19 protein-coding genes are annotated in these 24,395 nt (G+C 47.9%); 11 read left to right on the forward strand and 8 right to left on the reverse strand.

Going from position 1 to position 24,395, the window contains the following annotated elements:
- The first annotated feature begins 261 nt into the window (after positions 1–261).
- Positions 262–2,544, forward strand: coding sequence for a formate C-acetyltransferase (gene pflB, locus M0415_RS16390; RefSeq protein ID WP_088212123.1), 2,283 nt, complete (start codon positions 262–264; stop codon positions 2,542–2,544).
- A 63-nt stretch (positions 2,545–2,607) separates the two neighbouring features.
- Positions 2,608–3,348, forward strand: coding sequence for a pyruvate formate lyase 1-activating protein (gene pflA / locus M0415_RS16395; RefSeq protein WP_088212124.1), 741 nt, complete (start codon positions 2,608–2,610; stop codon positions 3,346–3,348).
- A gap of 15 nt (positions 3,349–3,363) precedes the next feature.
- Here pflA and yfbV read toward each other — a convergent pair whose 3' ends face one another.
- Positions 3,364–3,807, reverse strand: a complete 444-nt coding sequence (gene yfbV / locus M0415_RS16400; protein WP_083757889.1) for a terminus macrodomain insulation protein YfbV — start codon at positions 3,805–3,807, stop codon at positions 3,364–3,366.
- Positions 3,808–3,948: 141 nt separating this feature from the next.
- On the opposite strand from yfbV, the gene ackA reads away from it, so the two are divergent.
- From ackA to M0415_RS16420, 4 genes are all read left to right on the forward strand, one after another.
- Positions 3,949–5,148 carry an acetate kinase gene (ackA, locus tag M0415_RS16405; RefSeq protein ID WP_011716599.1) on the forward strand — a complete coding sequence of 400 codons (1,200 nt, stop codon included), beginning with the start codon at positions 3,949–3,951 and terminating at the stop codon, positions 5,146–5,148.
- Positions 5,149–5,273: 125 nt separating this feature from the next.
- The gene (pta, locus tag M0415_RS16410; RefSeq protein WP_088212125.1) at positions 5,274–7,427 is read left to right on the forward strand and encodes a phosphate acetyltransferase; all 2,154 of its coding nucleotides are present in this window, start codon (positions 5,274–5,276) and stop codon (positions 7,425–7,427) included.
- A 472-nt stretch (positions 7,428–7,899) separates the two neighbouring features.
- Positions 7,900–8,334: a hypothetical protein gene (locus tag M0415_RS16415; protein WP_088212126.1), complete on the forward strand. Its 435-nt coding sequence runs from the start codon at positions 7,900–7,902 to the stop codon at positions 8,332–8,334.
- A gap of 550 nt (positions 8,335–8,884) precedes the next feature.
- Complete coding sequence (locus M0415_RS16420; protein WP_088212127.1) at positions 8,885–9,109, forward strand: hypothetical protein; 225 nt, start codon at positions 8,885–8,887, stop codon at positions 9,107–9,109.
- Between the two features lie 128 nt (positions 9,110–9,237).
- Here the strand turns inward: M0415_RS16420 and M0415_RS16425 are convergent, their stop codons facing one another.
- Entirely contained in the window at positions 9,238–10,149 is a 912-nt protein-coding gene (locus M0415_RS16425; RefSeq protein WP_088212128.1) for a class I SAM-dependent methyltransferase, read from the reverse strand.
- Positions 10,150–10,155: 6 nt separating this feature from the next.
- The gene (locus M0415_RS16430) at positions 10,156–11,262 is read right to left on the reverse strand and encodes an AI-2E family transporter (protein ID WP_088212129.1); all 1,107 of its coding nucleotides are present in this window, start codon (positions 11,260–11,262) and stop codon (positions 10,156–10,158) included.
- Between the two features lie 97 nt (positions 11,263–11,359).
- Here M0415_RS16430 and folX point away from each other — a divergent pair, with 97 nt between their 5' ends.
- From folX to gltS, 3 genes are all read left to right on the forward strand, one after another.
- Complete coding sequence (gene folX / locus M0415_RS16435; RefSeq protein WP_011622266.1) at positions 11,360–11,728, forward strand: dihydroneopterin triphosphate 2'-epimerase; 369 nt, start codon at positions 11,360–11,362, stop codon at positions 11,726–11,728.
- Between the two features lie 70 nt (positions 11,729–11,798).
- Positions 11,799–12,689 carry a TIGR01777 family oxidoreductase gene (locus M0415_RS16440; RefSeq protein ID WP_088212130.1) on the forward strand — a complete coding sequence of 297 codons (891 nt, stop codon included), beginning with the start codon at positions 11,799–11,801 and terminating at the stop codon, positions 12,687–12,689.
- A 565-nt stretch (positions 12,690–13,254) separates the two neighbouring features.
- Positions 13,255–14,478 carry a sodium/glutamate symporter gene (gene gltS, locus M0415_RS16445; protein WP_088212131.1) on the forward strand — a complete coding sequence of 408 codons (1,224 nt, stop codon included), beginning with the start codon at positions 13,255–13,257 and terminating at the stop codon, positions 14,476–14,478.
- A 100-nt stretch (positions 14,479–14,578) separates the two neighbouring features.
- Here the strand turns inward: gltS and lepB are convergent, their stop codons facing one another.
- The 3 genes from lepB to M0415_RS16460 all read right to left on the reverse strand — a co-directional run bounded on the left by lepB (position 14,579) and on the right by M0415_RS16460 (position 18,836).
- Entirely contained in the window at positions 14,579–15,241 is a 663-nt protein-coding gene (lepB, locus tag M0415_RS16450; RefSeq protein WP_088212132.1) for a signal peptidase I, read from the reverse strand.
- Positions 15,242–15,581: 340 nt separating this feature from the next.
- Positions 15,582–18,083, reverse strand: coding sequence for an ABC transporter permease (locus M0415_RS16455; RefSeq protein WP_249554675.1), 2,502 nt, complete (start codon positions 18,081–18,083; stop codon positions 15,582–15,584).
- A gap of 3 nt (positions 18,084–18,086) precedes the next feature.
- Positions 18,087–18,836 (reverse strand): ABC transporter ATP-binding protein, encoded by a 750-nt coding sequence (locus M0415_RS16460; protein ID WP_088212134.1) that lies wholly within the window; start codon positions 18,834–18,836, stop codon positions 18,087–18,089.
- A 52-nt stretch (positions 18,837–18,888) separates the two neighbouring features.
- Here M0415_RS16460 and M0415_RS16465 point away from each other — a divergent pair, with 52 nt between their 5' ends.
- Both M0415_RS16465 and M0415_RS16470 read left to right on the forward strand, forming a co-directional pair.
- Positions 18,889–19,488, forward strand: a complete 600-nt coding sequence (locus tag M0415_RS16465) for an arylesterase (protein ID WP_011716589.1) — start codon at positions 18,889–18,891, stop codon at positions 19,486–19,488.
- Between the two features lie 144 nt (positions 19,489–19,632).
- Positions 19,633–20,700 (forward strand): DUF3083 family protein, encoded by a 1,068-nt coding sequence (locus tag M0415_RS16470; protein WP_069455216.1) that lies wholly within the window; start codon positions 19,633–19,635, stop codon positions 20,698–20,700.
- 101 nt (positions 20,701–20,801) lie between these two features.
- On the opposite strand, the gene M0415_RS16475 is transcribed toward M0415_RS16470, so the two are convergent.
- Both M0415_RS16475 and mprF read right to left on the reverse strand, forming a co-directional pair.
- Positions 20,802–21,533: an AcvB/VirJ family lysyl-phosphatidylglycerol hydrolase gene (locus M0415_RS16475; RefSeq protein ID WP_088212135.1), complete on the reverse strand. Its 732-nt coding sequence runs from the start codon at positions 21,531–21,533 to the stop codon at positions 20,802–20,804.
- 7 nt (positions 21,534–21,540) lie between these two features.
- Positions 21,541–24,093, reverse strand: a complete 2,553-nt coding sequence (mprF, locus tag M0415_RS16480) for a bifunctional lysylphosphatidylglycerol flippase/synthetase MprF (protein ID WP_088212136.1) — start codon at positions 24,091–24,093, stop codon at positions 21,541–21,543.
- Positions 24,094–24,395 lie beyond the last annotated feature (302 nt).

Below are 24,395 nucleotides of genomic sequence, written 5' to 3' on the forward strand. Positions count from 1 at the left end.
ATATGCTCATGGATAATTGGTCTTACCAATTTATAAAAGAGTTATCGATAACCGATAATCCAAGTTAAACGAATATTTGTCATCTTATCGGGTATCAATAGACAGACACTTGGCGCGATAAATATCCCCAAGTTCCAGTTCCCATCATAGGGCGTCATCTTGAAGGGAGCTTTAATCAGGAAATAGCGATTGGCCTATACTCAACATGGTTTGCCCCATGAGCGCCAATGACCTTTATCTCAACCAAAAGGTATTAGTACGATGACCGACAAAACTGAACTGTTTGCCAACGCATGGGAAGGTTTTACCCCTGGCGATTGGAAATCTGAAGTCAATGTACGTGACTTTATTCAACAAAACTATGCTCCCTATGAAGGTGACGAGTCATTCCTAGCCGGTGCCACCGAAGCCACAACCCAGTTGTGGGACAAAGTGATGGAAGGCATCAAGCAAGAAAACCGCACCCACGCGCCAGTTGATTTCGATACTAAGATGGTCTCTACCATCACTTCCCATGACGCGGGTTATATCAATAAAGATTTAGAAACTATCGTTGGTTTACAAACTGATGCGCCGCTCAAGCGCGCTATGTTACCTAACGGTGGTATTCGCATGGTTGAAGGCTCATGTGCCGCTTACAACCGCGAACTCGACGCCGATGTAAAATACATCTACTCAGAACTGCGTAAAACCCACAACCAAGGCGTATTCGACGTCTACACCCCAGAAATCATGGCGTGCCGTAAATCCGGCGTATTAACCGGTTTACCCGATGCCTATGGTCGTGGCCGTATTATCGGTGACTATCGCCGCGTAGCGCTCTACGGTATCGACTTCTTAATGAAAGATAAATTTGCCCAGTTCAGCTCACTGCAAGCGCAGTTCGAAGCCGGCGAAGATTTATCTAACGTTATCCAACTGCGTGAAGAAATTGCCGAGCAGCACCGCGCTCTAGGTCAAATGAAGACCATGGCGGCTAAATACGGTTTCGATATTTCTCGCCCAGCCGCTAACGCCAAAGAAGCGATTCAATGGACATATTTTGGCTACTTAGCCGCTGTGAAGAGCCAAAACGGCGCGGCAATGTCTTTAGGCCGTACCTCATCTTTCCTCGACATCTACATCGAGCGCGATCTGAAAAACGGCATCATCACTGAGCAACAAGCTCAAGAAATGATTGACCATTTCGTGATGAAACTGCGTATGGTGCGCTTCCTACGTACCCCAGAATACGATGAGTTATTCTCAGGCGATCCAATTTGGGCAACTGAATCAATCGGCGGTATGGGCTTAGATGGCCGTACACTGGTAACCAAATCCAGCTTCCGTTTCTTAAACACCTTATACACTATGGGCCCAAGCCCAGAGCCAAACATCACTGTGCTCTGGTCTGACAAACTACCTGTAGGCTTTAAAAAGTACTGCGCGAAAGTGTCTATCGACACCAGCTCTATCCAGTACGAAAACGATGACTTAATGCGCCCAGATTTCCAATCTGACGATTACGCTATCGCTTGCTGCGTGAGCCCAATGGTTGTGGGTAAACACATGCAGTTTTTCGGCGCCCGTGCAAACTTGGCAAAAACCATGTTGTATGCGATTAACGGCGGTGTTGACGAAAAACTGAAAATCCAAATCGCCCCAAAAGCCGACCCCATCACCGACGAAGTGTTGAACTTCGATGACGTGATGAATCGTTTAGACGGCCTGATGGATTGGTTAGCGACGCAATATGTCACTGCGCTGAACTCTATTCACTACATGCACGACAAGTACTCCTACGAAGCTGCGCTAATGGCGCTGCACGACAGAGACGTACGTCGTACTATGGCTTGTGGTATCGCAGGGCTTTCTATCGCAGCCGACTCACTGTCTGCCATCAAGTACGCTCAAGTTAAACCTGTGCGTGATGAAAAAGGCATTGCCGTCGACTTTGAGATCAGCGGTGATTATCCAAAATTTGGTAACAATGACCCACGCGTCGACGATATCGCCTGTGACTTAGTGGAACGTTTTATGTCGAAGATCCGCGACCGTAAAATGTACCGCAACGCTATCCCAACTCAGTCAATTCTGACCATTACCTCTAACGTGGTTTATGGTAAGAAAACCGGTAACACGCCAGACGGTCGCCGTTCAGGTGCGCCATTTGCACCGGGTGCAAACCCAATGCACGGCCGTGATGAGAAAGGCGCGATTGCCTCGTTAACCTCAGTGGCAAAACTGCCTTTTGCCCACGCACAGGACGGTATCTCTTACACCTTCTCCATCGTGCCTAATGCCTTAGGTAAAGATGAAGACGGTCGACGTACTAACCTGGCGGCGTTGATGGACGGATATTTCGCCCACAACGAAGGACACGAAGGCGGTCAACACTTGAACGTTAACGTGATGAACCGTGAAATGCTTGAGGATGCGGTCGTTAACCCTGACAAGTATCCGCAACTGACCATCCGGGTATCGGGTTACGCAGTGCGCTTTAACTCTTTGACCCCAGAGCAGCAGCAAGACGTGATCACACGTACTTTCACAAAAGGTCTGTAAGCTAAATTAGGTAAGGCTGTAGTACAATGTGCTACAGCCTCACTTATTTCAACAGGAGTCACAATGGCAGTTACCGGTCGGATCCACTCAGTGGAATCCTTTGGCACAGTGGATGGTCCAGGCATACGGTTTATCACCTTTATGCAGGGCTGTTTAATGCGCTGTCAGTATTGTCATAACCGTGATACTTGGGATCTTGATGGTGGCAAAGAAGTACAGGTCGACGAGTTAATGAGCCAAATCGTTAGCTACCGCCCCTTCCTCGATGCCAGCAACGGCGGTGTGACTGCCAGCGGTGGCGAAGCCATATTACAGGCGGAGTTTGTCGCCGAACTCTTTAAAGCCTGTAAGAAAGAAGGCATTCATACCTGTTTAGATACCAACGGCTTTGTGCGTAAGTACACGCCAGTGATTGATGAGCTACTCGATAATACCGATCTGGTGTTGCTCGATATCAAACAAATGAATGACGATAAACACATTGAACTGACTAAGGTCAGTAACCACAGAACGTTGCAATTTGCCGAGTATCTCGCCAAACGCAATCAGCCTACCTGGATACGTTATGTGGTCGTGGGTGGATTTACCGACGATGAAGCTTCGGCATTACAGCTGGCCGAATTTATCAAGCCCATGAAGAATATTGAAAAAGTTGAACTCCTGCCCTACCACGAGCTGGGTAAACACAAGTGGGAAGCGATGGGAGAAAGTTATCAACTCGATGGCGTCGCACCACCGAGTCGCGACACCATGGAAAAAATTAAAGCTGTGTTTAGCTCACAGGGGATTAATGCGGTGTATTAAGACGCCAAGGGAGGCTTAAAGCTCCTCCCAATAACTGGCATCTAAGCGCTCAAAGGCTATTTTTAAAATGAGCGCCATATCGAGGTAACACGCCTTAGCGCCCAAGGATTGGCAATGAATGCCCATGGCAGATAATTTCGCACTCAACTGATTACTCCAGTCGAACAGCGATAAAGGTAAAGGATGGCGCGCACGCCAGCCTAACCACAATAAGCCCTGCAACGGCAGGCTAATAAAGAACAACGCGATAGTGAGGGCTTGGGGTAAAAACGCCCAACCATAGGTATAAATCTGACTCACACTCGCCAAAATCGCCAGCACTGGCATCACCAGAATGGCAAGCTGAGTGGCGCGTACCACCCGATACTCAGGAAAATACAAACCCAGTTGTCTAACCATAGGCCACGTCTTCATATAACGACGACCGTCACCTAAGGTTTTGAGAATATTGATACTCAATTCTAGACACCTACAACAGAGGAACACTGCTTTTACCATAGCACAATCTGGCACTGCGCCCCAAGACTGTGATGGCAAATTACGCAAGCGTTCCCAAGATTTTGAATCGTTAACTTAAACACAATGGCAAAAGGTTTACACATGTCTAATAAACTGGTTTTAGTACTCAATTGCGGTAGCTCTTCACTCAAATTTGCCGTCATTGACGCGCAAACAGGTGACGATCAGATCTCTGGCCTAGCCGAGTGTTTTGGCTTAGAAGACTCACGCATTAAATGGAAAATCAACGGTGAAAAGCATGAGTCCTCTTTAGGTGCATTTACCGCTCACCGCGAAGCCGTTGAATTTATCGTCAATAAAATCCTTGCTGGTCAACCTGAATTAGCCGCGCAGATTCAAGCCGTGGGTCACCGAATCGTACACGGCGGTGAGAAGTTCACCCGCTCTGTAATTATTGATGAGCATGTGATCAAAGGTATTGAAGAATGTTCTTCACTGGCGCCACTGCATAACCCAGCCCACCTTATCGGTATTCGCGCGGCCATTGCCTCTTTCCCTAAACTGCCACAAGTGGCGGTATTCGATACTGCATTCCATCAAAGCATGCCTGAGCGCGCGTACATCTACGCTCTACCATACAAGCTGTACCGTGAGCACGGTATCCGCCGCTATGGTATGCACGGCACTAGCCACCTGTTTGTCAGCCGTGAAGCCGCTAAAGTGTTGAACAAACCTTTAGAAGAAACCAATGTGATCTGCGCGCACTTAGGTAACGGTGCCTCTGTGACGGCGGTTAAAGGCGGTAAGAGTGTTGATACCTCAATGGGACTGACGCCGCTTGAAGGCTTAGTCATGGGCACTCGCTGTGGCGATCTCGACCCATCAATTATCTACCACTTAGTGCACCAACTGGGTTACACACTGGAAGAAGTCAACAACCTGATGAACAAGCAAAGTGGTTTGCTCGGGATTTCTGAGCTGACCAACGATTGCCGTGGCATCGAAGAAGGTTATGCAGATGGTCACAAAGGCGCGACCTTAGCACTGGAAATCTTCTGCTACCGTCTGGCGAAATATATCGCGTCTTACACTGTGCCGCTCGGTCGTTTAGATGCAGTGGTCTTTACCGGTGGTATCGGCGAAAACTCTGACATCATCCGTGAGAAAGTGCTCAACATGCTGCAAATCTTCAATTTCCATGTGGATAGCGAGCGTAACAAAGCGGCCCGCTTCGGCAAGAAAGGCATCATCACCACAGACAACAGTACTGTTGCCATGGTCATCCCGACCAACGAAGAGTGGGTTATCGCCGAAGATTCGATTAAACTCATTACTAAATAATAAGATGATCCAAGCCGTTTGCTCTGCCAAACGGCTTTGTTATTAGCGACCTACAGCTAAATAAACACAAGCAAAGCTGCAGAGACGACTCACTCTGCCAAAAACCATCGAACTTAGAGGTTTTTATGTCTCGAAATATTATGTTAATCCCCATAGGCACAGGAGTTGGCCTGACCTCCTTAAGCCTAGGTATGGTGCGTGCATTAGAGCGCCACGGGGTAAAAGTCCAATTCTTTAAACCCATTTCCCAGCTACGTCCTAATGATAATGGCCCAGAGCGCTCTACCACGATTTTAAGCAAATCGCCCACGGTCAATCCATTAGAGCCCTTCGATATGGCCCATGCCGAAGCACTGATCCGCGCTGACCAAACTGATGTGCTGATGGAGCAAATCATTGCCCGCGCCGCGGAATGCGCCAGCAACACCGAAACCCTGATTGTTGAAGGTCTGGTACCTACCCGCAACCATCCCTTTGCCGATGACGTTAACTACGCTATCGCCAAGGCAATGGACGCGGACGTGATTTTCATTGCCACTCCCGGCAGCGACACGCCAACCGGCCTGATGAACCGCCTCGAAATTGCCTACAACTCCTGGGGCGGCAAAAACAACAAACGTCTTATTGGTGCCGTGATCAACAAGATTGGCGCGCCAGTGGACGATGAAGGTCGCGCGCGCCCAGACTTATCGGAAGTGTTCGATCATCAAGGCGTACAACGCTCTGATGCGTCCATCATGTTCCAAATGCCAGGTAAGAGCCCACTGCGCATCTTAGGTAGCGTGCCTTACAACCTCGATTTGGTTGCACCTCGCGCATCGGATCTCGCGAAACATCTACGTGCCCGCATTCTCAATGCCGGCGAGATGAACACCCGCCGCCTACGTAAAGTCACCTTCTGCGCCCGCAGCTTGCCCAATATGGTCAACCACATTAAGACAGATTCACTGCTAGTGACTTCAGGCGATCGCTCCGATGTGATAGTGTCAGCGTGCCTTGCCGCCATGAATGGCGTGAAGATTGGTGCCCTGCTACTGACGGGTAGCTACGAGCCAGAGCCTGAAATTCTGAAACTGTGTGAACAGGCCTTCGAGACAGGTTTACCGGTATTCCTCATCGATACCAACACTTGGCAGACTTCATTAAATATCCAACGCTTCGACCACGAAGTGCCAGTGGATGATGCGGTACGTATCGATTTAGTCCAAGAATACGTCGCCAGCCATATCGATCAGAGCTGGATTGAAAGCGTGACCAAAAACTCTCCAAGGGAACATCGCTTATCACCTCCCGCGTTCCGTTATAAGCTCACCGAACTTGCGCGCGCCGCCCACAAAACCGTGGTGCTGCCAGAGGGTGATGAGCCTCGTACCATCAAGGCCGCCGCGATTTGTGCCGAACGGGGTATAGCGCGTTGCGTACTGTTAGGTAAAAAAGATGAAATTCAACGTATTGCAGCACAGCAAGACGTTGTTCTGGGTGAAGGCGTTGTGATTGTCGACCCCGATGAAGTACGCGACCGCTATGTTGAGCCGATGCTCGATCTGCGTCGCAGCAAAGGCTTGACTGAAGTCGTTGCCAAAGAGCAGTTAGAAGACAACATGGTGCTCGGCACTATGATGCTGGCGCAAAACGAAGTCGATGGTATCGTCTCTGGCGCGGTAAACACCACGGCCAATACGATTCGTCCGCCGCTGCAGTTGATCAAAACTGCACCGGGTTCTAGCCTTGTTTCTTCCATCTTCTTTATGTTGATGCCAGACCAAGTGCTGGTTTACGGTGACTGCGCGATTAACCCCGATCCAAACGCCGAACAACTGGCCGATATCGCCATTCAATCGGCAGAATCTGCCAAGGCCTTCGGTATCGAACCAAGAGTGGCGATGATCAGCTACTCAACAGGTAACTCAGGTACTGGTTCGGATGTGGATAAAGTACGTGAAGCGACCCGTATCGCGAAAGAAAAACGTCCTGATCTAGTAATCGACGGTCCACTGCAATACGACGCGGCCGTGATGCCAAACGTGGCTCGCTCTAAGGCGCCTAACAGCCCTGTTGCGGGCCAAGCGACTGTATTTGTGTTCCCAGATCTCAACACGGGTAACACCACCTACAAAGCAGTACAGCGTAGTGCTGACCTCATCAGTATTGGCCCCATGCTGCAAGGCATGCGTAAGCCTGTGAACGACTTATCCCGCGGCGCCTTAGTGGACGATATTGTCTACACTATCGCACTGACGGCTATCCAAGCGTCACAAAACGATGCTAGCAAAGCCTAATGTAGGCTGCTAAAGCTACACAAAAAGCATCATCAAAAAAGCACTGACCTGTTCAGTGCTTTTTTATTTCCGAATAGAAAGGCTCACAAAAAGCGGACAGCATTAAACGCTTAAAATATCCTCAAAAGGCCATAAAAATGCTGTTTGGGGGAATTCACACGCTGTGAATAGACTGGGAAAATCTAAGAAAATATCCACAAGGAAATGGCTGGAGAACGGCATCATTGAAAAGCGTCACTTTTTAACCAGCAATTAAAAGCATATATAATCAGCTACTTAAAAATTATCCCTCTAGTCTTCAACATGGTTTTCCACAGATTCTGTGGATAACCTAATGAAGTCATCCTTTCAGATATGCCACAGGCGGCCGATCCGAGTCAAGTCATTTTCGGCAGTGACCGCCATTATTACAAAACTTGAACATAGCCGCTAAAATCGCGATACTCATGACAAATTCCTATAACGAAAAGCCATGAGAACCTTATTTTTTCTTTCATTCCTGTTTTTGTTTGGTTGTGGTGATGCTGGAGACAAAGAGCAGCACGTGCTCACTCCCGAAGAGGTGAGTCTCGGCTTTTTTAGCGCCATTTATGTTGACCGCGATGTGGAGAAGGCCAAGTTATATGTCGATGCTCCACTCAAAGAAGTCCTAACCCACTATTACATTGCCGCCGCGGTGCAGCGCAATATGCTCGGCCTGTCGATGACCAATGTCGAAATGGAAATTGATGATATTGATATCGACTTTTTCCGCAAGTTCACCAAAGACGTCATGGTGGTCGTTAAGATGAAGGGCTTAAAGGGTGGACAGCCTTGGATTGATGACAGAACGCTGCGGCTGCATAAGATTAACGGCAAGTGGATTATCGTTGAGATCATGCCTGAAAAACGTAAGGTGAATGGTTAATCGGTTTATTACTCCCTTTCCGTTTGATATCCAAAATCAGATAAAAAAAATCGCAACCCTAGGGTTGCGATTTTTTTGTGCTTGTATTTGTTACTTCAGACTCAGAATTCGCACTGTAAACCTTAGGCTTACAGGACTTAGACCGCTTCTTCTTCGCTCTGTGCAGGTAAAGACGTCATTACGTCGTCTTTAACTTGGTAGTAAGCGTTTTCGTATTCATGAACTTCCATAACAACTCCTGCTCGATTTTGTAAGGTCGCAAAGGCATGCCGTTCTATGCTGACATTTTGCCCATGAGGAAAGGGAATTTCCGTGGTGCAGAGTATACCAAAGCCAGATCAATAATTACAGAAAACTTTCAGTTTTGTTTCGATGCAAAAGGTAAAAACGGTTTTTAACGCTAAAAAAGCCGCCAAACCGTATCTAAAAATGAAAGACTTTCAGTTGATATAGCCTAATGCACTAAAGGGCGCGGGCTTACAAACAAAGAATCTAGGAAGACGGGCACAAACTGCTATCAATTAAGTAATGATGCGAGTAGGAGGTCGATATGAATGCCATCATTGAGTTTGAAGCCGCAAAACTCACCACCTTATTCAGCCACGGCGATATCTTGGGGATCCATATGTTTATGGAGCAAATGAATATCCCGCTCGATGTGCAGGATAAGCTCTATGCTGAAATTTCTGCGCTTAAGCACTTAGATCCACACAATGTCAGTCTCGCCATTGAACATCATGGACAATCACAACTCTCAGAGCGGTTAAGCTATTAACAGGCTCGTATGAGTGAAGATGGGATAAGGCGCGAAGCTACATCATGAAGCGCCATCATAAAGCCTCTTTCGGTCTTATGATGGCGTTTTATGATGGCTTTTATGACCGCATTTTATGACAAAAGTGCTTACGCCTTTAAGCGGTAACGCAGCACCTTTAATGATTTCTCCTCAGAGACATCAACAAAGGTGGCGGGATTGGCTAAGCGCTCAAGGTATTCGAGCGCAGGCGCGGCGTCTTCAACCTGCTGGCGTAAAAACTGAGTATCGAGTTCAGGCGCATTTAAACAGAGTAGCACTTCAGCATTCTCGGCTAACAACTCGGGTAAATGCCTGATCAAACGCACGTAATCTTTAGTCGCCACAAAACTGCCCTTTTGATTACTCGGCGGATCGGCAACCACTATGTCATAGGGTCCTAACTTGCGTAACTTACCCCATGACTTAAAAATATCGTGCCCTAAGAAGCGTGCCCCCGCACTAAAGCCATTCAGCAGATGGTTCTGCTTACCTATGGCTAACGCCCCTTTACTCATGTCCATATTCACTACTTCATCGGCGCCGCCCTGTAGCGCTGCCACCGAGAAACCACAGGTATAAGCAAACAAATTCAGCACTTTCTTATGGCGAGCATGGGCTCTGACCCATTCACGGCCATTAGCCATATCGAGGAACAAACCGTGGTTTTGTCCCCGCAATAAATGCACCTGAAACTGGGCGCCGTTTTCGGTGACAACATGGGGATCGGGCACCTCACCCGCCAATACTTGGCTAAAGGTTTCGCCACCGCTGCGGTATTGATACACCAAGTTTAACGGCCGATTAGGCTGTATCACTTGCCAACGCGCCGTAATCGCCTGTTGGCACTCAGCCAACTCGGCCGCATCGAGGGGAGTAAAACTAGTCAATAACAACACGGGCGCGAACCAATCTAAACAAAGATGTTCGCAACCAGGGTAATAACCGCCGCGGCCATGGAATAATCGCGTGGCATCTTCCCCGACCTCTATCGTCGCCAGTGCTTCTATAAAACGTTGCATTATCTACTACTTATTATCTGTTGAATGGGTATCGACAGGTTCAGAAATCGGAGCGGTGCTTGTCGATTGGCCTACCAGTTTATCATCCACATCGTCGGATAATAAAATGGCTAACCAGCTACCACTCTTGCTGGATTCGAGGGCGATTTTCACCACCATGGTTAAGGGAACCGACAGCAACATGCCGACCGAGCCCAGCAACCACCCCCAAAAAATTAACGATAAAAAAACCACTAAGGTAGAGAGCCCAAGACCGCGGCCCATAAATTTAGGCTCAACCACGTTTCCCATTACCATGTTGGCCCCAACGTACAGCAGCGCAGTTCCGCCCGCCGCTGCGGGACCTAATTGGATAAAGGCCAACAACACGGCGGGAATGGCCGCGATAATCGAGCCGATATTAGGGATATAGTTGAATAAAAAGGCGATAACCGCCCAAAGCAGAGCGTAATCCACGCCGATAATCGCGAGCCCAACACCGACAATCAAGCCCGTCGCTAAACTGACTAAGGTCTTGATCACCATATATTGATTCACCGATTGCAGAAAACGGTCAATCTGCTGCAAACGCATGTCGGGATCGTCCAGTGCCAAGTGCAGTTTTTTCGGCAAAGATTGAGCCTCAAACAACATGAAGACGATGGTCAGAATGATCAGGAACAAATTCGCCATCACATTGCCGACACCCGAGAGCATATTGGTGGTCATAGATAACGCCATGCCGGGGTCGAAATAGGCCAGCACTTGCTCCTTGGAGATTTGGATATTCAACGCCTGCAACTTATGCAGCACCCAAGAAAACTGCTCCACCAGCTGATCGCGATACTGCGGCAACTGCTTAGAAAACTCATTAATGGAGCTACCTACCAAAGAGGCGAGCCATAAGCCCATCAACACGATAAACCCCATCAGCAGGATCACGGCGAGCCATTTAGGTACGCGGTATTTGGTCATCAAGCCAATCGCCGGATTACAGATCACCGCAATAAAACTGGATAGCACAAAGGGAACAACAATCGGGCTGGCGGCCTTGATCCCTGCCAAAATAATCACCACAAAGGCCATGACGGCAAAACCTTTGTAAGCGGCAGACGGCGTATTGGAACGTGTCATGGCGTAAAAATCCTTCTTGATCTTAGATAAAGTTGTTAGGCTAGCCCAAGAAAAGTCTCAAACTCAATCATCTAAGCCATAAAACTAGATTGTCATTATGAAACCAGAAACCGCGATTATACGCATTAAAAACTTAAGACTGCGCACTTTTATCGGTATAAAAGAAGATGAAATCCAAAATCGGCAGGATGTGATCGTCAATGTCGTCATCCACTACTGTGCCGACAAGGCGCGCAACAGTGATAATGTCGACGATGCGCTGAATTATCGTACTATCACAAAAAAAATCATTGAGTTGATTGAAAACAATCGCTTCTCACTGCTCGAAAACCTCACCAGCCAAACATTAGCCATCGCCAGCGAGCATCCTTGGGTCGAATTTGCCAGTGTCGAAATCGATAAACCCCACGCCCTGCGCTTTGCCGATTCGGTGTCGATGGAGTTGTGTTACCAAAAACAGCAATAAAGTGATCCCCGCACGCCCGTTATCGTATATTGCTTATAATCAAAGAAAACCATCAACCAAGGACTCGACGATGAAGATATTGATAACGGGTGCAAGTGGGTTTATTGGTCAGCAATTAGTCGCCCATTTAGCCAATCAGCATGAATTGGTCTTGCTCACCCGCCACCCCGGCAGCAGTCGGCAATTATTAGGCCCGCAGCACCAATATCTCAGCAACTTAGACGAAATTGATGATTTAAATCATATTGATGCAGTGATAAATCTCGCCGGCGAGCCCATTGTTGCTAAACGTTGGAGCGCGCAGCAAAAGCAGCGCATCTGCGATAGTCGCTGGAATACCACAGCGCGACTGAGCCAACTGATTTTACACAGCTGCACCCCGCCCAAAGTGATGATAAGTGGCTCTGCCATCGGTTTTTATGGCCGCCAAGGCGCCATCCCCATCGATGAAACCGCAGCCCCACACCCCGAATTTAGCCATGATATTTGTCAGGAATGGGAGCGACTCGCGCTACAAGCCGCCAGCAAAACCCGCGTCTGCATTCTACGCACGGGTATAGTGCTTGGCCATGGTGGCGCGCTTGCGAAGATGTTACCGCCGTTTAAGTTAGGACTCGGTGGACCGATAGGCCACGGCTGCCAGGGCATGAGTTGGATACACATTCAGGATATAGTGGCGCTGATAGACTTCTTGCTCAACCATGACGAATGCGAAGGCATTTTTAATGCCACCGCGCCCAATCCTGTCAGTAACGCTGAGTTTGCCACCACCTTAGGTCGAGTGTTAAATCGCCCGACCTTTATCACAACCCCAGTCGCTATGCTGCGACTCGCCATGGGCGAAATGGCGGAGTTGCTCATCGAAGGGCAATTTGTGCTCCCCAAACATGCGCTAGATGCAGGGTTTAGCTTCCGTTTTGAGCGACTCGAACCTGCGCTAAGGGACGTACTCGCGAGTTAACAGCTTTTTCGACTCCGCCATTACCGGTAACTGGCTTGAGAATAAAATGTTACCAAGCGCAGAGTCGAGGGTTAACGCCGTGCTGAATAATGGCTTGAAAATCAGAGATAAAAATCCCCTGTGGCGATTTATTTATCGACGTGATTTTTTGCAATGCAGCGCTCGCATCTGGCAACAGCCGAAAAACATAAATGCAACACAATGATTTTAAAGACAATTTAACGACATTGGCGCATTTTCCTGTTACACTCCCCACCTCTTGCTTATCGCTATTGACGTGTTAGCGCCCGCACTGAAGCACAGTTAACACTCCGAGCAAGTTCATTATCTTCAGTATCCGCACCCTCTGCCGCGATGCTGATCAACTACACCAATACGGTTCATATTCGCGCTAAATACTCCTTCTCCAGTCTTGGGGATTGATAAGAATCTGTCCTTAGATCGCGCGTTTAACACTTAGCATTAGATAATGCTAAATAACTAGATGGGTCGCCCTCACTCAGCTTGAATACAGCCTGCTTGAGTACAGCGGTATTCCCACACAAACCATTTGTAAGGAACTATCATGCACACCACTTATACAATTGGCGAACTCGAGTCGTTCTTAATTGCTATCTTCGTGCTGTTTATTGGCCATTCCATCAATCGCCATGTGCGTGTTTTTAGACAATACAATATTCCCGAACCTATCGTTGGCGGGCTAGTCGTCGCCGCCGTCGTGGCCTTTTTACATTTCCAAGACATCACTCTCGCCTTTAGTTTACCCATGCAAAACACCTTAATGCTGATGTTTTTCAGTACGATAGGTTTATCGGCAAACTATAAGCTACTGCTCAGTGGCGGCAAAAAAGTGTTTATCTTCCTCGGCGTCGCTTCGGTCTATATCGTCATTCAAAATGCTGTCGGCGTGAGCCTTGCAAGCCTCCTAGGCTTAGATCCCATCTTAGGCCTTATCGCAGGCTCGATTACGCTGTCAGGCGGCCATGGGACTGGCGTTGCTTGGTCACAAACCTTTGCCGAGAACTACGGCATCAACACCTTAGAGCTGGCCATGGCGGCGGCCACCTTTGGCTTAGTCATGGGCGGCATTATCGGCGGCCCCGTCGCGCAGCGATTAATTGGCAAACACAATTTAGTATCCAGCTACGGCATGGGCCGTAAACACCACGCCACGCATCCACAACTGGTAACCTACGATCAGCTCGAAGAAGACCAAGTCACCGCTAAGACAATCATCGAAACCCTGTTTGTACTGCTGATCTGCGTTGCTGGGGCCAAATGGTTTACTGTTTTTGTTAGCGAATATCAGCTGAATTGGCTCAAGATGCCGGACTTTGTCTATGCCCTGTTTCTTGGGGTGATCATCGCCAACATCACCGAAATGACCCGAGGTTATAAACCCCATACTGAGAGTATCGATGTGATAGGTACTGTGGCGCTGTCGTTATTCCTGTCTATGGCCTTGATGAACCTCAAGTTGTGGGAAATTTTGGATCTGGCTATCCCACTACTGATTATCCTGCTGGTGCAAACCGCAGTGCTGGCGGTATTCGCCTATTTTGTGACCTTTAAAATCATGGGCAGCAACTATGACGCTGCGGTGATCACTGGCGGTCACTGTGGCTTTGGTATGGGCGCCACTCCTACGGCGGTGATGAATATGGGCGCACTAGTATCACGCACAGGCCCTTCTCCGCAGGCCTTTATGGTGGTACCGATTGTCGGCGCCTTCTTTATCGATATAGTCAATTTAATTGTATTGCAGGGCTACCTCAGCTTTTTGATGTAATCGCACAAGGTTTTGTGAGAAAGCTTAGACATCAAACTAAAATGGCGCCGATAAGGGCGCCATTTTTTATATCTCATGGAGAGTGAAATCTAAGGACAAGTTAGAACGCGCGCATCATGCGCTCTGGCCGCGGCAAGTAATAATCGTTGTAATCCAATGAGAAGACCACTGAGCTTGAGCGGCCAACAATCTCCTCTCTGGGCACAAAACCTATGACTCTTGAATCGGCACTGTTATCTCGATTGTCCCCTAGCGCCAAATACTGGTTATCAGGAACCGTAACTGGGCCAAAATTAGCCAGCTGCGAGGGCTGCGGATTAAGTCGAATACTGTGGGCTATGCCGAGTAGATCCTCCTGCCATTCGGTGACATTCTCCGGCGCATAGGCACTTAATGTTTGCTGTGTATATGCGAGTGGTTTGCCATTTAAATACAAGCGATTATCCCGCATCATCACAGTATCACCGGGTACGGCAATCACCCGCTTAATCAGCTTTTTATCGGCTTTTTGAGAGTCGAACACGATAATATCCCCACGTGTAGGGTCTGAAAGTTTAACGAGTGGGATATGGGTAAATGGCACTCTGATATCGTAAGCCATCTTATTCACCAGAATTCGGTCGCCCTCAACAATCGTCGGCAACATAGAACCTGTCGGCACAGTATTCCAATCGGCCACCGCGCTCCTGAACACCAGCATTAGGCTGATAAACAATAAAATGGAGCGATTATCCCTAAGTAATGTTCTTATTCTTTTAAACATTCTGTTTATCTCCCTAAGGCCAAAATCCAGCAATCTTCTCGTTTGATGACAGTGCTAAGCTATCAATTGCCTGACGTAAGCAACGCTTGCAAGTTAAATAGACTCATAAATATCGGCTAAGTTCTTCGCGGATAACATCTTGGCTTTTCTCATTTGTAAGCCAATGTGACAAACGCTCAAACTTAGCCACAAACTTAACCACAAACTTAGCCTCAACCTAAAACACTCGAATAATCGCCAATAAAAAAGCACTGGTTTAGGCCAGTGCTTTTTATTTTACAAAAAATATTTACAAATTATGGCATTACGGCATTTGCCTTAACCGCTAACTCGCCTTAACTTAAGCGCCCGCTTTTAATAATTCGGCGCAGGATTGATTGAGCAATTGGCGGCAGCGCCAAACACCCAGCAGCGCGACTAGCAAGGCTCCGCAGACAGGGGCAATCCCCCACCAGGGCCAGTGCATATACACATTAAGTTCAAACACTTGGGTCTTTAACAGATACAGCGCAAATTCCGCCACAATTACTGCAAGCACCCCAGCTATGCCCCCCAGTAACGCAAATTCAAGCCCAGTGGCGCTACGCAGTAACCAGCCAGAGGCGCCAAAGGTGCGCAGTACCGCGAGTTCACGCTGGCGTGTCGCCATTCCCGCCTCGGTTTGCGCGATAAGCACTATAGAACTAGCCAGTAAGACGAGAACCAAAACCAACGTCAGCGACAGTGACACCTGCTCAATAATCTGCCGCAATTGCCCCACCATAGCGCCGACATCGATAATCGACACCGTTGGGAACTGCTGGATAAGTTCGAGGATCACTGTGTTCTTCGGAGCATCACTCCCTTGTACATCCATTTTTTTGTCGTCGAGGTAGAAGCTTGCCATCGAGGTATAGGCAAAGGGCGCCAGCGCTTCTTGAGTGAAGATCATAAAGAAGTTTGGCTGCATGGTTTCCCAGTGCACGGCACGGATACTGGCGACCTTGACCTTAAGCTCTTGGTTATCAATCATGTAAGTCAGTGTATCGCCCAGCTTTAGCCCTAAACGCTCGGCAACACCTGACTCGACAGAAACCTCATCCGCCGCCTGATTAAAATGCCCTTCGACCAACTCGTTGTTGGCGGGCAAGGTATTGCGCCAGGTGAGATTAAGCTCGCGGGAGATCCCTACTCGCCCCTTCTCCCCCGCCTCGGCCTGCTCGTCGGAAATCAAGGTTTCACCATTGATTTGAGTCAAGCGGCCGCGAATCACGGGATAGATATCCGTTGCAGCTATGCCTTTTTGCGCCATAAAGTCATTTAATGGCTTAGCATCATCGGGGGCGATATTGACCAAGAAATAGTTGGGCGCATTCTCGGGCAGCTGTTTTTGCCACTCGTTCAGTAAATCCTGCCTCAGGGCCAAAATGGTCAGTAGTAATACCAAGGCCGCACTAAAGCCCACCAATTGCACCGCATTTTGCCGCGCGCGGCGGCGTAAACCCGCGAGTGCCAGTTGCAAGGGATTGGTGGTTTTCATGCCGACACTGTGACCAAGGCGGATCATCACAAAGCCCAAAATACTGAGCAATACGCCCAGTAGCAGCACAGCCGCGACCACCGTCAGTGTCAGCGCCCAGCTTTGGGAATACAAATATCCCAATAGTGCCATCGCCCCTAAACTGAGGAGTAAATGCAGCCACATGCCGAGCTGCAAACCTTCGAGCTGTCTTTGTAAGACCCGCAGTGGCGGAATCGCCAGCAGACGCATTAAAGGATAGGCTGAAAACATAAAGGCGCTGATAAGCCCGGTGCTGATCCCAAGCAGTAGCGGTCGCGTCAACGGCGGCGAATAGGCAGCGATTTCAGGGGGCAACAGTTGATTAATGCCTAAATCCAGCAGTGCCCCGCCGATTAACCCCAGCACAATGCCAAACAGTGTCACCAGCAGTAAATGGATGCCGAATAGCCGACGGATTTGTGTTGATGAGGCGCCAAAGGTTTTAAGCATAGCCACCACATCATAATGACGTTGGCAGTAACGCTGGGCAGCAATCCCAATCGCGGCGCAGGCCAGCGCAATACCGAGCAAGCTTGCCAGCAATAAAAAACGCTCCGCCCGCTTCACCGCGCCCGCTATCGGAGAGTCACCAGACTGCACATCGACCCAGCGCTGGGAATTATTCAGCAGCGGTTTAACGCTATTTTCAAAGGCGCTTAAGGCGCTTTCTTCACCCACAAATTGATACAGATAAGTCACTCGGCTGCCGGGTTGGATAACCCCTGTCTTGGCAACATCTTCAATCCGCATTAACACCACGGGGGAAGAAGCGAATGGGTTAAAACCCGCATCGGGTAAGCGGCTGATTTCTTGACTTAAACGAAACTCACTGTTGCCTAACTCCAGTGTTTTCGGGTATCCCAAGAGTCCCCCTAAGCGACTCTCGAACCACACCTCATCGGCGTAGGGCAAGCCTTGGGCTTTTTCATCTTGGCCATTGGCCGCTTTAAGTTCTATGTCGCCCTTAAGTGGATAACCAGACTCAACCGCACGCACTGTGACTAACTGAAACTTATCCCCCGCATACACCATGGAGTTAAATTGCATATTGGTCACATGCTTAAGACCAAGCTCGTCGGCCTTAGCCAGAATGCTGGCATCAATTGGAACGGGAGAGTCGATAATGCGATCGGCGGCGATAAACTGAGTCGCTTGCCCGTTTATCGCGACCTGCAAGCGCTCGCTGACTCGCGCAAGACCGCTAACCGACAGCACCGCCAAGGTAATCGCGAGGATAATCAATAACAACTGCCCCTGTTGCAGCTCTCGCTTAAACAGGCGCCATGCCAAATTAAGCTCCATGGGTTAGGCCTCCTTGGCACTTAATTCAAGGTTGTTATTCTCGCTGTGCGATTGGGCCGAATCTAACTCTTCCTGTAAGTGACCGTTGTCCATAACCAGTTGCCTTTGGCAGCGTTTCGCCAATTGCAAGTCGTGGGTGACCAAGATGAGCGTGGTGTGGCTCTCTTGGTTCAGCTCAAACAACATATCGGCAATTTTATGGCCGTTAACACTGTCCAAATTGCCGGTTGGCTCGTCGGCAAATAGCACCTTAGGTTCACAAATAAAGGCGCGAGCAATGGCTACCCTTTGCTGCTCGCCGCCGGATAGCTGTTTAGGTAAATGGGTCAAACGGTGGGATAACCCCACACGCCCCAGCATAGCCTCAGCCTTCTCCTTAGCATTTTTAACCCCAGCAAGCTCGGCAGGTAGCATCACATTTTCGAGGGCAGTTAAGGTATCAACTAACATAAAAGATTGAAAAATAAAACTCACTTTCTGCTTACGCAGTGCGGCTTTCTGTTCCTCATTGAGCGGTGATAGGGCTTGGCCATCGAGCCAAATCTCCCCCGACGTGGGGGTATCGAGCGCGGCGAGTAAGCCAAGCAGTGTCGATTTGCCCGAACCTGAGGGGCCTAATATCGCCACACTTTCCCCCTGCTTGACATCTAAGTTAATGCCCTTGAGGATAGTGAGCGAACCTTCCTGAGTAGTCACCGATTTTTCGAGGTTAACAACATTGATGGCACTGTTTTTTGAAACGACGTTAGACATAGGATCCTTCTTATACAAATCGTTCTTGCGTCAATCGCTTAGATGCAAGCAGATGGCAAAGGCCGTGAGCGCCTGCATCCTGTTAAGTCTGTTTATAACCACGCCAGTTCAGGCGGCGAAAGTGTTGATCCTCGGCGATAGCTTAGGTGCCAGCTATGGCATGTCGGAACAAGTAGGCTGGGTGGCGCTGCTGCAAAAAAATTTACCCGAGCATGAATTTACCAATGGTTCGGTGAGCGGTGAAACCACAGCGGGCGGTTTGCGTCGTTTGCCTGCGCTGCTCGATTCCGTGGCCCCCGATTTGGTGGTGGTCGAACTCGGTGGTAACGATGGTTTACGTGGATTCCCCCCGACGCAACTCAAAAATAACCTAATCCAAATCATTACCCTAGCGAAAAATAGCGGTGCTAAAGTGCTACTGACCGAAATCATGGTACCGCCTAACTATGGCCCTCGCTATACCCAAAAGTTCACCCAAGTGTATCAAGAGATTGCTAAAGACGAGGAGATTGCATTAATTCCCTTCTTTATGCAGGACATTGCTCCCCACCCTGAGTTGATGCAAAGGGACGGAATTCATCCCAATGAAAAGGCCCAAGAGAAGATCGCCACTTGGATGCAACCTTGGATTGAAAAAGCATTAACTCAATAAAATCGCTGCAATTTTAAGCTAATAAACAGCTTGCTGATGTAAAGTTGCATTTAAGCGATAAAAACATGCTCCAACGCAACATTAACGCCTGAGATAAACAGTAAAATTCGTGTTAGCAAATGGTTAACCCAACAAGGAGTCAATATGTCCCTTAGCCATCAGCAAAAAGTGTACATACCCAAGGAAGCTCGTACCAACCAGTACATCACCGCCGAAATTAAAGTCACGGATGAATTACTGGCGCAATACCCCGATTACCATAGCTGTTATCAAACCTTAAGCCGCATTATTTTTAACTTGGCAGAACAACACGATCTCCGTAACGTTCATGTGATCACTAACGATAAACTGCCAGTCGTGCGTTACCACACCGAAGCCTATTGTTTCCAAACCGCTGAACAAATTCTGTTTTTTTACAATCCCGCCTATCACGAGGCACAAAACCTGTTTACCGAAGACAACTACCGCGCCCGCAAACTGCGTATTGTGTTTTTAGCGACAGGCGATGAGATCCGCAGCAACTCAGCCAATTTCCATACCCGAGTACGAGAACTCCTAAACGAATTAATGCCTAAGCTGCCGATTAAAGATCTCAAAGTGAAGATCCGCGACCACCAGCATTTATCCTATGATTTATTTGCTAAATCAAAAGGTAATAAAGAAACCTACGGCTATAAACTCAGAGCCATTGCACCAAGATACAAGGCCAGAAAATGTGACCTGCCGGAAAATGTTAGCTCACTCACCTATGTCACCGTCAGCCTGCCGCTGAGTCGCAAACTCAAACAAGGTTTACTACCCGACTCCGCAACGGACTTTAGCCCGTTATATCAACATCTTGAAGATAACTTCCTCAAGGCCGCAGCTAATAAGCAATTAACGCGTTTAGCTATGATCGCCAACGGCTTAACCCCCTTAGTGCGGAACAGTAAGTTTGAGAAACTCGACAGCAAGGCCGAAGTGCAAATGATCGGTTTTGACCCGAACGCAACCGAGCAACAAGTGATCCGCCGCTGGGATGCCGACAACTTAGTCGAAGCCGCGCATTTTACTATCGTCGCGGGCGCCAAGGACTGTGATGACTCCGGCTATGGCCGTTTTATGAATAACGTCGAAGCCGCGCTGAAAACCTTTGCCGCCGAGATTGGGCTAGATCCAGAGCGTGAAGATCTCGTGGTGCGCTTCCACCAGCACATTAGCTACCAGCTCTAATCATTCGCTATAGCACAACCTAAAACAAAGGGCGCATCTGCGCCCTTTCTATCTTTTATTCCAAAGCATTAGGCTCATACGATGCTCTGCACTAAAGAGCGCTAACTTGGCTTTAGCCAACCTTTTATCAGCTTGACTACTTTATCGTAGTCATCATCAAAACTGTGGCCACCGCTTAACTCCATCACAGTGACATTGGGCTGCTTGACCTCAGGGCATAAATGCAGCGGCGCATCGTCCTCTTTACCATAGAGGCAAAGCATAGGCACAGTGGTTTGTTTGTTCACTTCGGGCAAGGTTAAGTAACGAGCCGATTGATTATCCGAGGTGACAATCTCGCTCACGTGGATTTCAAAATCCGAAGATTGTGAAGGAGAGAGCAGCACAGCCCCCAAGACATTCTTCCGATACCGGGCGGGCATCTCATTTAGCACAAAGGGGATAACTTCGGCCCCAAAGGAATAACCAATCAAAATCACTTTTTGCGTGCCAAATTCCGCCTGGTACTTGTCGATTATGGCTAAGGTATCTTGGGTGACATCTTTAGGATCTTTTTGTTTCCAATAGTATTTCAGCGAGCTCCAGCCGACCACAGGCCAGCCCTGCTGCTGTAAAATGCCCCCAACGGCTTTATCAAGGGTCGCCCAACCGCCATCGCCACTCAAAAAAATCACCAGCGGTGGTTTGGTATGTGATGATGCAGCGTTTACCTGAGTTGATGGTTCGACAGGCAACAGGGTCAGCCCCAGATTATCGGTAAACTCATCGGCAAAGGCGTTAGCAGTTGAACATAAAAGTAAAACGCTCAGTATCTTGATTAAGGATTTCGTCATCTCGCACCTACTTTTTAAATACGCCAGTTGCACCACGACTCGTTAAGGTCACCAAACTACCCACCACTACGGGTAAAGAGAGTCCGCCATAACAAATCAAATACTTAGCTTCCCATCTTGGATTAAACTTATCCTTATACCTTCTAAGCCCCTGAAAGTTGTAAAATTTATTCCCCTTCTTATAAACCGTTTTGGCAAGCTTGGTCCAAAACGGCACCAAGGCTCTATCGGTTAATCCTGACATGGGCGCCATGCCAAGATTAAACTGCTGATATCCTAGTTGTTTGCCCCAAAGCAATAGCTCAGTAAACAAAAAGTCCATTATGTTGCTGCCCGATAAATTCGGCAGATAACGCATCAAATCAACGGAGAACTCTATTTTGGCGCCACTGGCCCACACATTGGAAAAGGCCACCAGCTCGCCATTCAAATACACTAAGGCCATTGGCGTAGCGCACAGGTAAGCGGCGGAGAAATAACCAACCGAAAATCCCTTCTCTCGCCCCTGTTTGGCCTTAAGCCAACTGGTTGAAATTGCCTCTAATGTTGGCAATAGACTCTGCACTTCACTGGCATCGACAACTTTAAAGCTCAAGCCTTCCCTTAATGCCTTGGCATGGCTCTGCCGCAAACTGCGATACTTACTCGACTGCAACTCAAATTCCGCTAAGGACACTATGGCCTCTTCGCCGAGTTTATACAGGCTCAACCCTTGCTCTAAAAAGTGGGGTAAATACTTTTGCGTCACTTGATAAAACACTGGCCAGCCATCGTAGGCGTCACACAGCTCGCGAAACTGCCACAGGAGATCATCAAATTTATCTGGATTACCGATAGGATCGCCCATCACCACCCAGCAATGTCCGGCGCGGGCATACATTAAGAAGGCATCTTTTTCTTCATTAAATAACAGCGATTTATCTTGAACTAAGGCAAGATAACCGTGGCTACTCGGCGCATTGGCAACAATCTCCATGGCGCAGTACAAGGCCGAGCTATCTAGGCGACTGGTATGGGGTTTTCGCACCGCAAGCACATAGCGAATGGCAAAGCCGAGTAGAATCGCGAGAGCTATCGCACCGCCCCGTAACGCACGGGACACATGGCTATCCTGCGAGAAGGTTAACCAGAGCGAATGGTCATAATCCACATCTTGGTAGGCAAAAAACAACACCCACACCATTAAAAACAATGCTGCGGCGAGAGATAATAACCAGCCGAAGGAATATTTAACGCCCACAATCGAACCTTGGCGATAAAACACCTGTTCACAGGGCAGCATTAATAAATAGATAAGACCGAGTGCCAGAGAAATCTGCCATTCAGCGCCCTTAAGCACAATAAAGACAATGGCTACTAATAATAGCTTTTGGGTGAGTACAAAGGCTTTTTGATAACGCTTAAACAAGCCATGGGATAATAACAGTAGCGAAATACCACTGGCACTCAATATTAAGCTCGACAATTCGACTATCGGCAGTGGCACTATCTCCCCTAGCCAATGATATTTGTGCACAATGGAAGGGTTAACCACTGACAGCAATAAAACTAAACCGACAGAAAACACACTGATGCTTAATAGTGGTGGTAATAATTGCCTGACAATATGTAAATCAATATTTATCTTAGATAATTTATCCTTATTATTTAATACCAAGCCTGCCACAAAATAAATCAGGGCCAGCATAAAAGGCACAATATAATAAATGACCCGATACACAATCACCGAGCCCAGTATTTGCTCAACGGGTAAATACTGGGATAAGGTCACTGTTACTACAGATTCAAAAACACCAATCCCTCCAGGCACATGGGCAAGGACCCCGATCGCATTCGCCACAAAGAAAATACTGAGCACTTGAAGGTAACTTAACCCATCCACCGCAGGCAGCAGGCAATAAAATAATGCTCCCACCACTAACCAATCGAGTGTCGAAACCACAAACTGCTTTAACGACTGAGACAATACGGGAGGCGCGAACTCAAACCCACGAAAATATATCGTTTTTTTACGCCACAGGCTGAACAGAAAATAGCCTACAACACCGAGCAACATCAGAACGCCAAACACACGGCTCAAGGAAAACAGCCAAGTCGGCAATGGCAAATCAGCCAGTTGCTGCACCGGGAAGTTAATCAGCGCGATACCACAAATGAAGAATAACCCGAGGAAAAAAGTCACCGAGCAGGCGAGCACTATTTGAGTTATTTGATTTCCGCTTAACCCTAACTCTGAATAAAACTTATAGCGTATCGAAGTGCCTGTGAGTAATGAAAATCCTATGGTATTGGAAAAGGTAAAGGCTAAAAATGAAACGGGAGCGACCTTTTGATAGCTTAATGATGAGCCAAGTTGTTTAATCGCAAGATAATCATACAAGGTCAAGATTAAGTAGCTTGTCACAGTCAATGCAACGGCAAGCGCAAGCTGTGAAAATGAAAATAATTTAACCTCAGCCAAAATATCATTTAATTGATAATCCTGTTCAAGGTTATACAAAAGCAATAACGAGACTGTGAATATTAGTAAGCTAATAATCACCCGAATGCGTCTCCCCATTTTCATCTCCACATATTGTTTAAGGGGCAAATCAAGGTTAATGGCTATTATTGATAAAGCATTAAATCTGAATTAACTTTAATTTATTATTAAGCACTGTTTTAGCGAAAGATTTTTAACATAGTGATTTTTGAGTGGCAATCAAATTAAGTGTTAACTAGATGATGTTTTATTCATCTTGTAACAAGTATGTTTTAATTTGCATTAATAATATCCAACCGCCTTATCTGAACATAAAAACACCAGTAAGGGTATTCAGTCCCCCCAACCACTCACCCATATTTTGGGATAAGTATGTTGAG

It is taken from the genome of Shewanella sp. 10B (assembly GCF_023475885.1).
GTDB classification, from domain to species: Bacteria; Pseudomonadota; Gammaproteobacteria; order Enterobacterales; family Shewanellaceae; genus Shewanella; species Shewanella mangrovisoli.

Bases quoted from the DNA above. Each gene is read 5' to 3' on its own strand.
- mprF (WP_088212136.1), bottom strand. From the start codon at position 24,093: ATGGGGAGACGCATTCGGGTGATTATTAGCTTACTAATATTCACAGTC.
- M0415_RS16440 (WP_088212130.1), top strand. From the start codon at position 11,799: ATGAAGATATTGATAACGGGTGCAAGTGGGTTTATTGGTCAGCAATTA.
- gltS (WP_088212131.1), top strand. From the start codon at position 13,255: ATGCACACCACTTATACAATTGGCGAACTCGAGTCGTTCTTAATTGCT.
- M0415_RS16455 (WP_249554675.1), bottom strand. From the start codon at position 18,083: ATGGAGCTTAATTTGGCATGGCGCCTGTTTAAGCGAGAGCTGCAACAG.
- M0415_RS16420 (WP_088212127.1), top strand. From the start codon at position 8,885: ATGAATGCCATCATTGAGTTTGAAGCCGCAAAACTCACCACCTTATTC.
- ackA (WP_011716599.1), top strand. From the start codon at position 3,949: ATGTCTAATAAACTGGTTTTAGTACTCAATTGCGGTAGCTCTTCACTC.
- pflA (WP_088212124.1), top strand. From the start codon at position 2,608: ATGGCAGTTACCGGTCGGATCCACTCAGTGGAATCCTTTGGCACAGTG.
- M0415_RS16425 (WP_088212128.1), bottom strand. From the start codon at position 10,149: ATGCAACGTTTTATAGAAGCACTGGCGACGATAGAGGTCGGGGAAGAT.
- pflB (WP_088212123.1), top strand. From the start codon at position 262: ATGACCGACAAAACTGAACTGTTTGCCAACGCATGGGAAGGTTTTACC.
- M0415_RS16465 (WP_011716589.1), top strand. From the start codon at position 18,889: ATGGCAAAGGCCGTGAGCGCCTGCATCCTGTTAAGTCTGTTTATAACC.
- M0415_RS16430 (WP_088212129.1), bottom strand. From the start codon at position 11,262: ATGACACGTTCCAATACGCCGTCTGCCGCTTACAAAGGTTTTGCCGTC.
- M0415_RS16475 (WP_088212135.1), bottom strand. From the start codon at position 21,533: ATGACGAAATCCTTAATCAAGATACTGAGCGTTTTACTTTTATGTTCA.
- pta (WP_088212125.1), top strand. From the start codon at position 5,274: ATGTCTCGAAATATTATGTTAATCCCCATAGGCACAGGAGTTGGCCTG.
- lepB (WP_088212132.1), bottom strand. From the start codon at position 15,241: ATGTTTAAAAGAATAAGAACATTACTTAGGGATAATCGCTCCATTTTA.
- M0415_RS16470 (WP_069455216.1), top strand. From the start codon at position 19,633: ATGTCCCTTAGCCATCAGCAAAAAGTGTACATACCCAAGGAAGCTCGT.
- M0415_RS16460 (WP_088212134.1), bottom strand. From the start codon at position 18,836: ATGTCTAACGTCGTTTCAAAAAACAGTGCCATCAATGTTGTTAACCTC.
- M0415_RS16415 (WP_088212126.1), top strand. From the start codon at position 7,900: ATGAGAACCTTATTTTTTCTTTCATTCCTGTTTTTGTTTGGTTGTGGT.
- folX (WP_011622266.1), top strand. From the start codon at position 11,360: ATGAAACCAGAAACCGCGATTATACGCATTAAAAACTTAAGACTGCGC.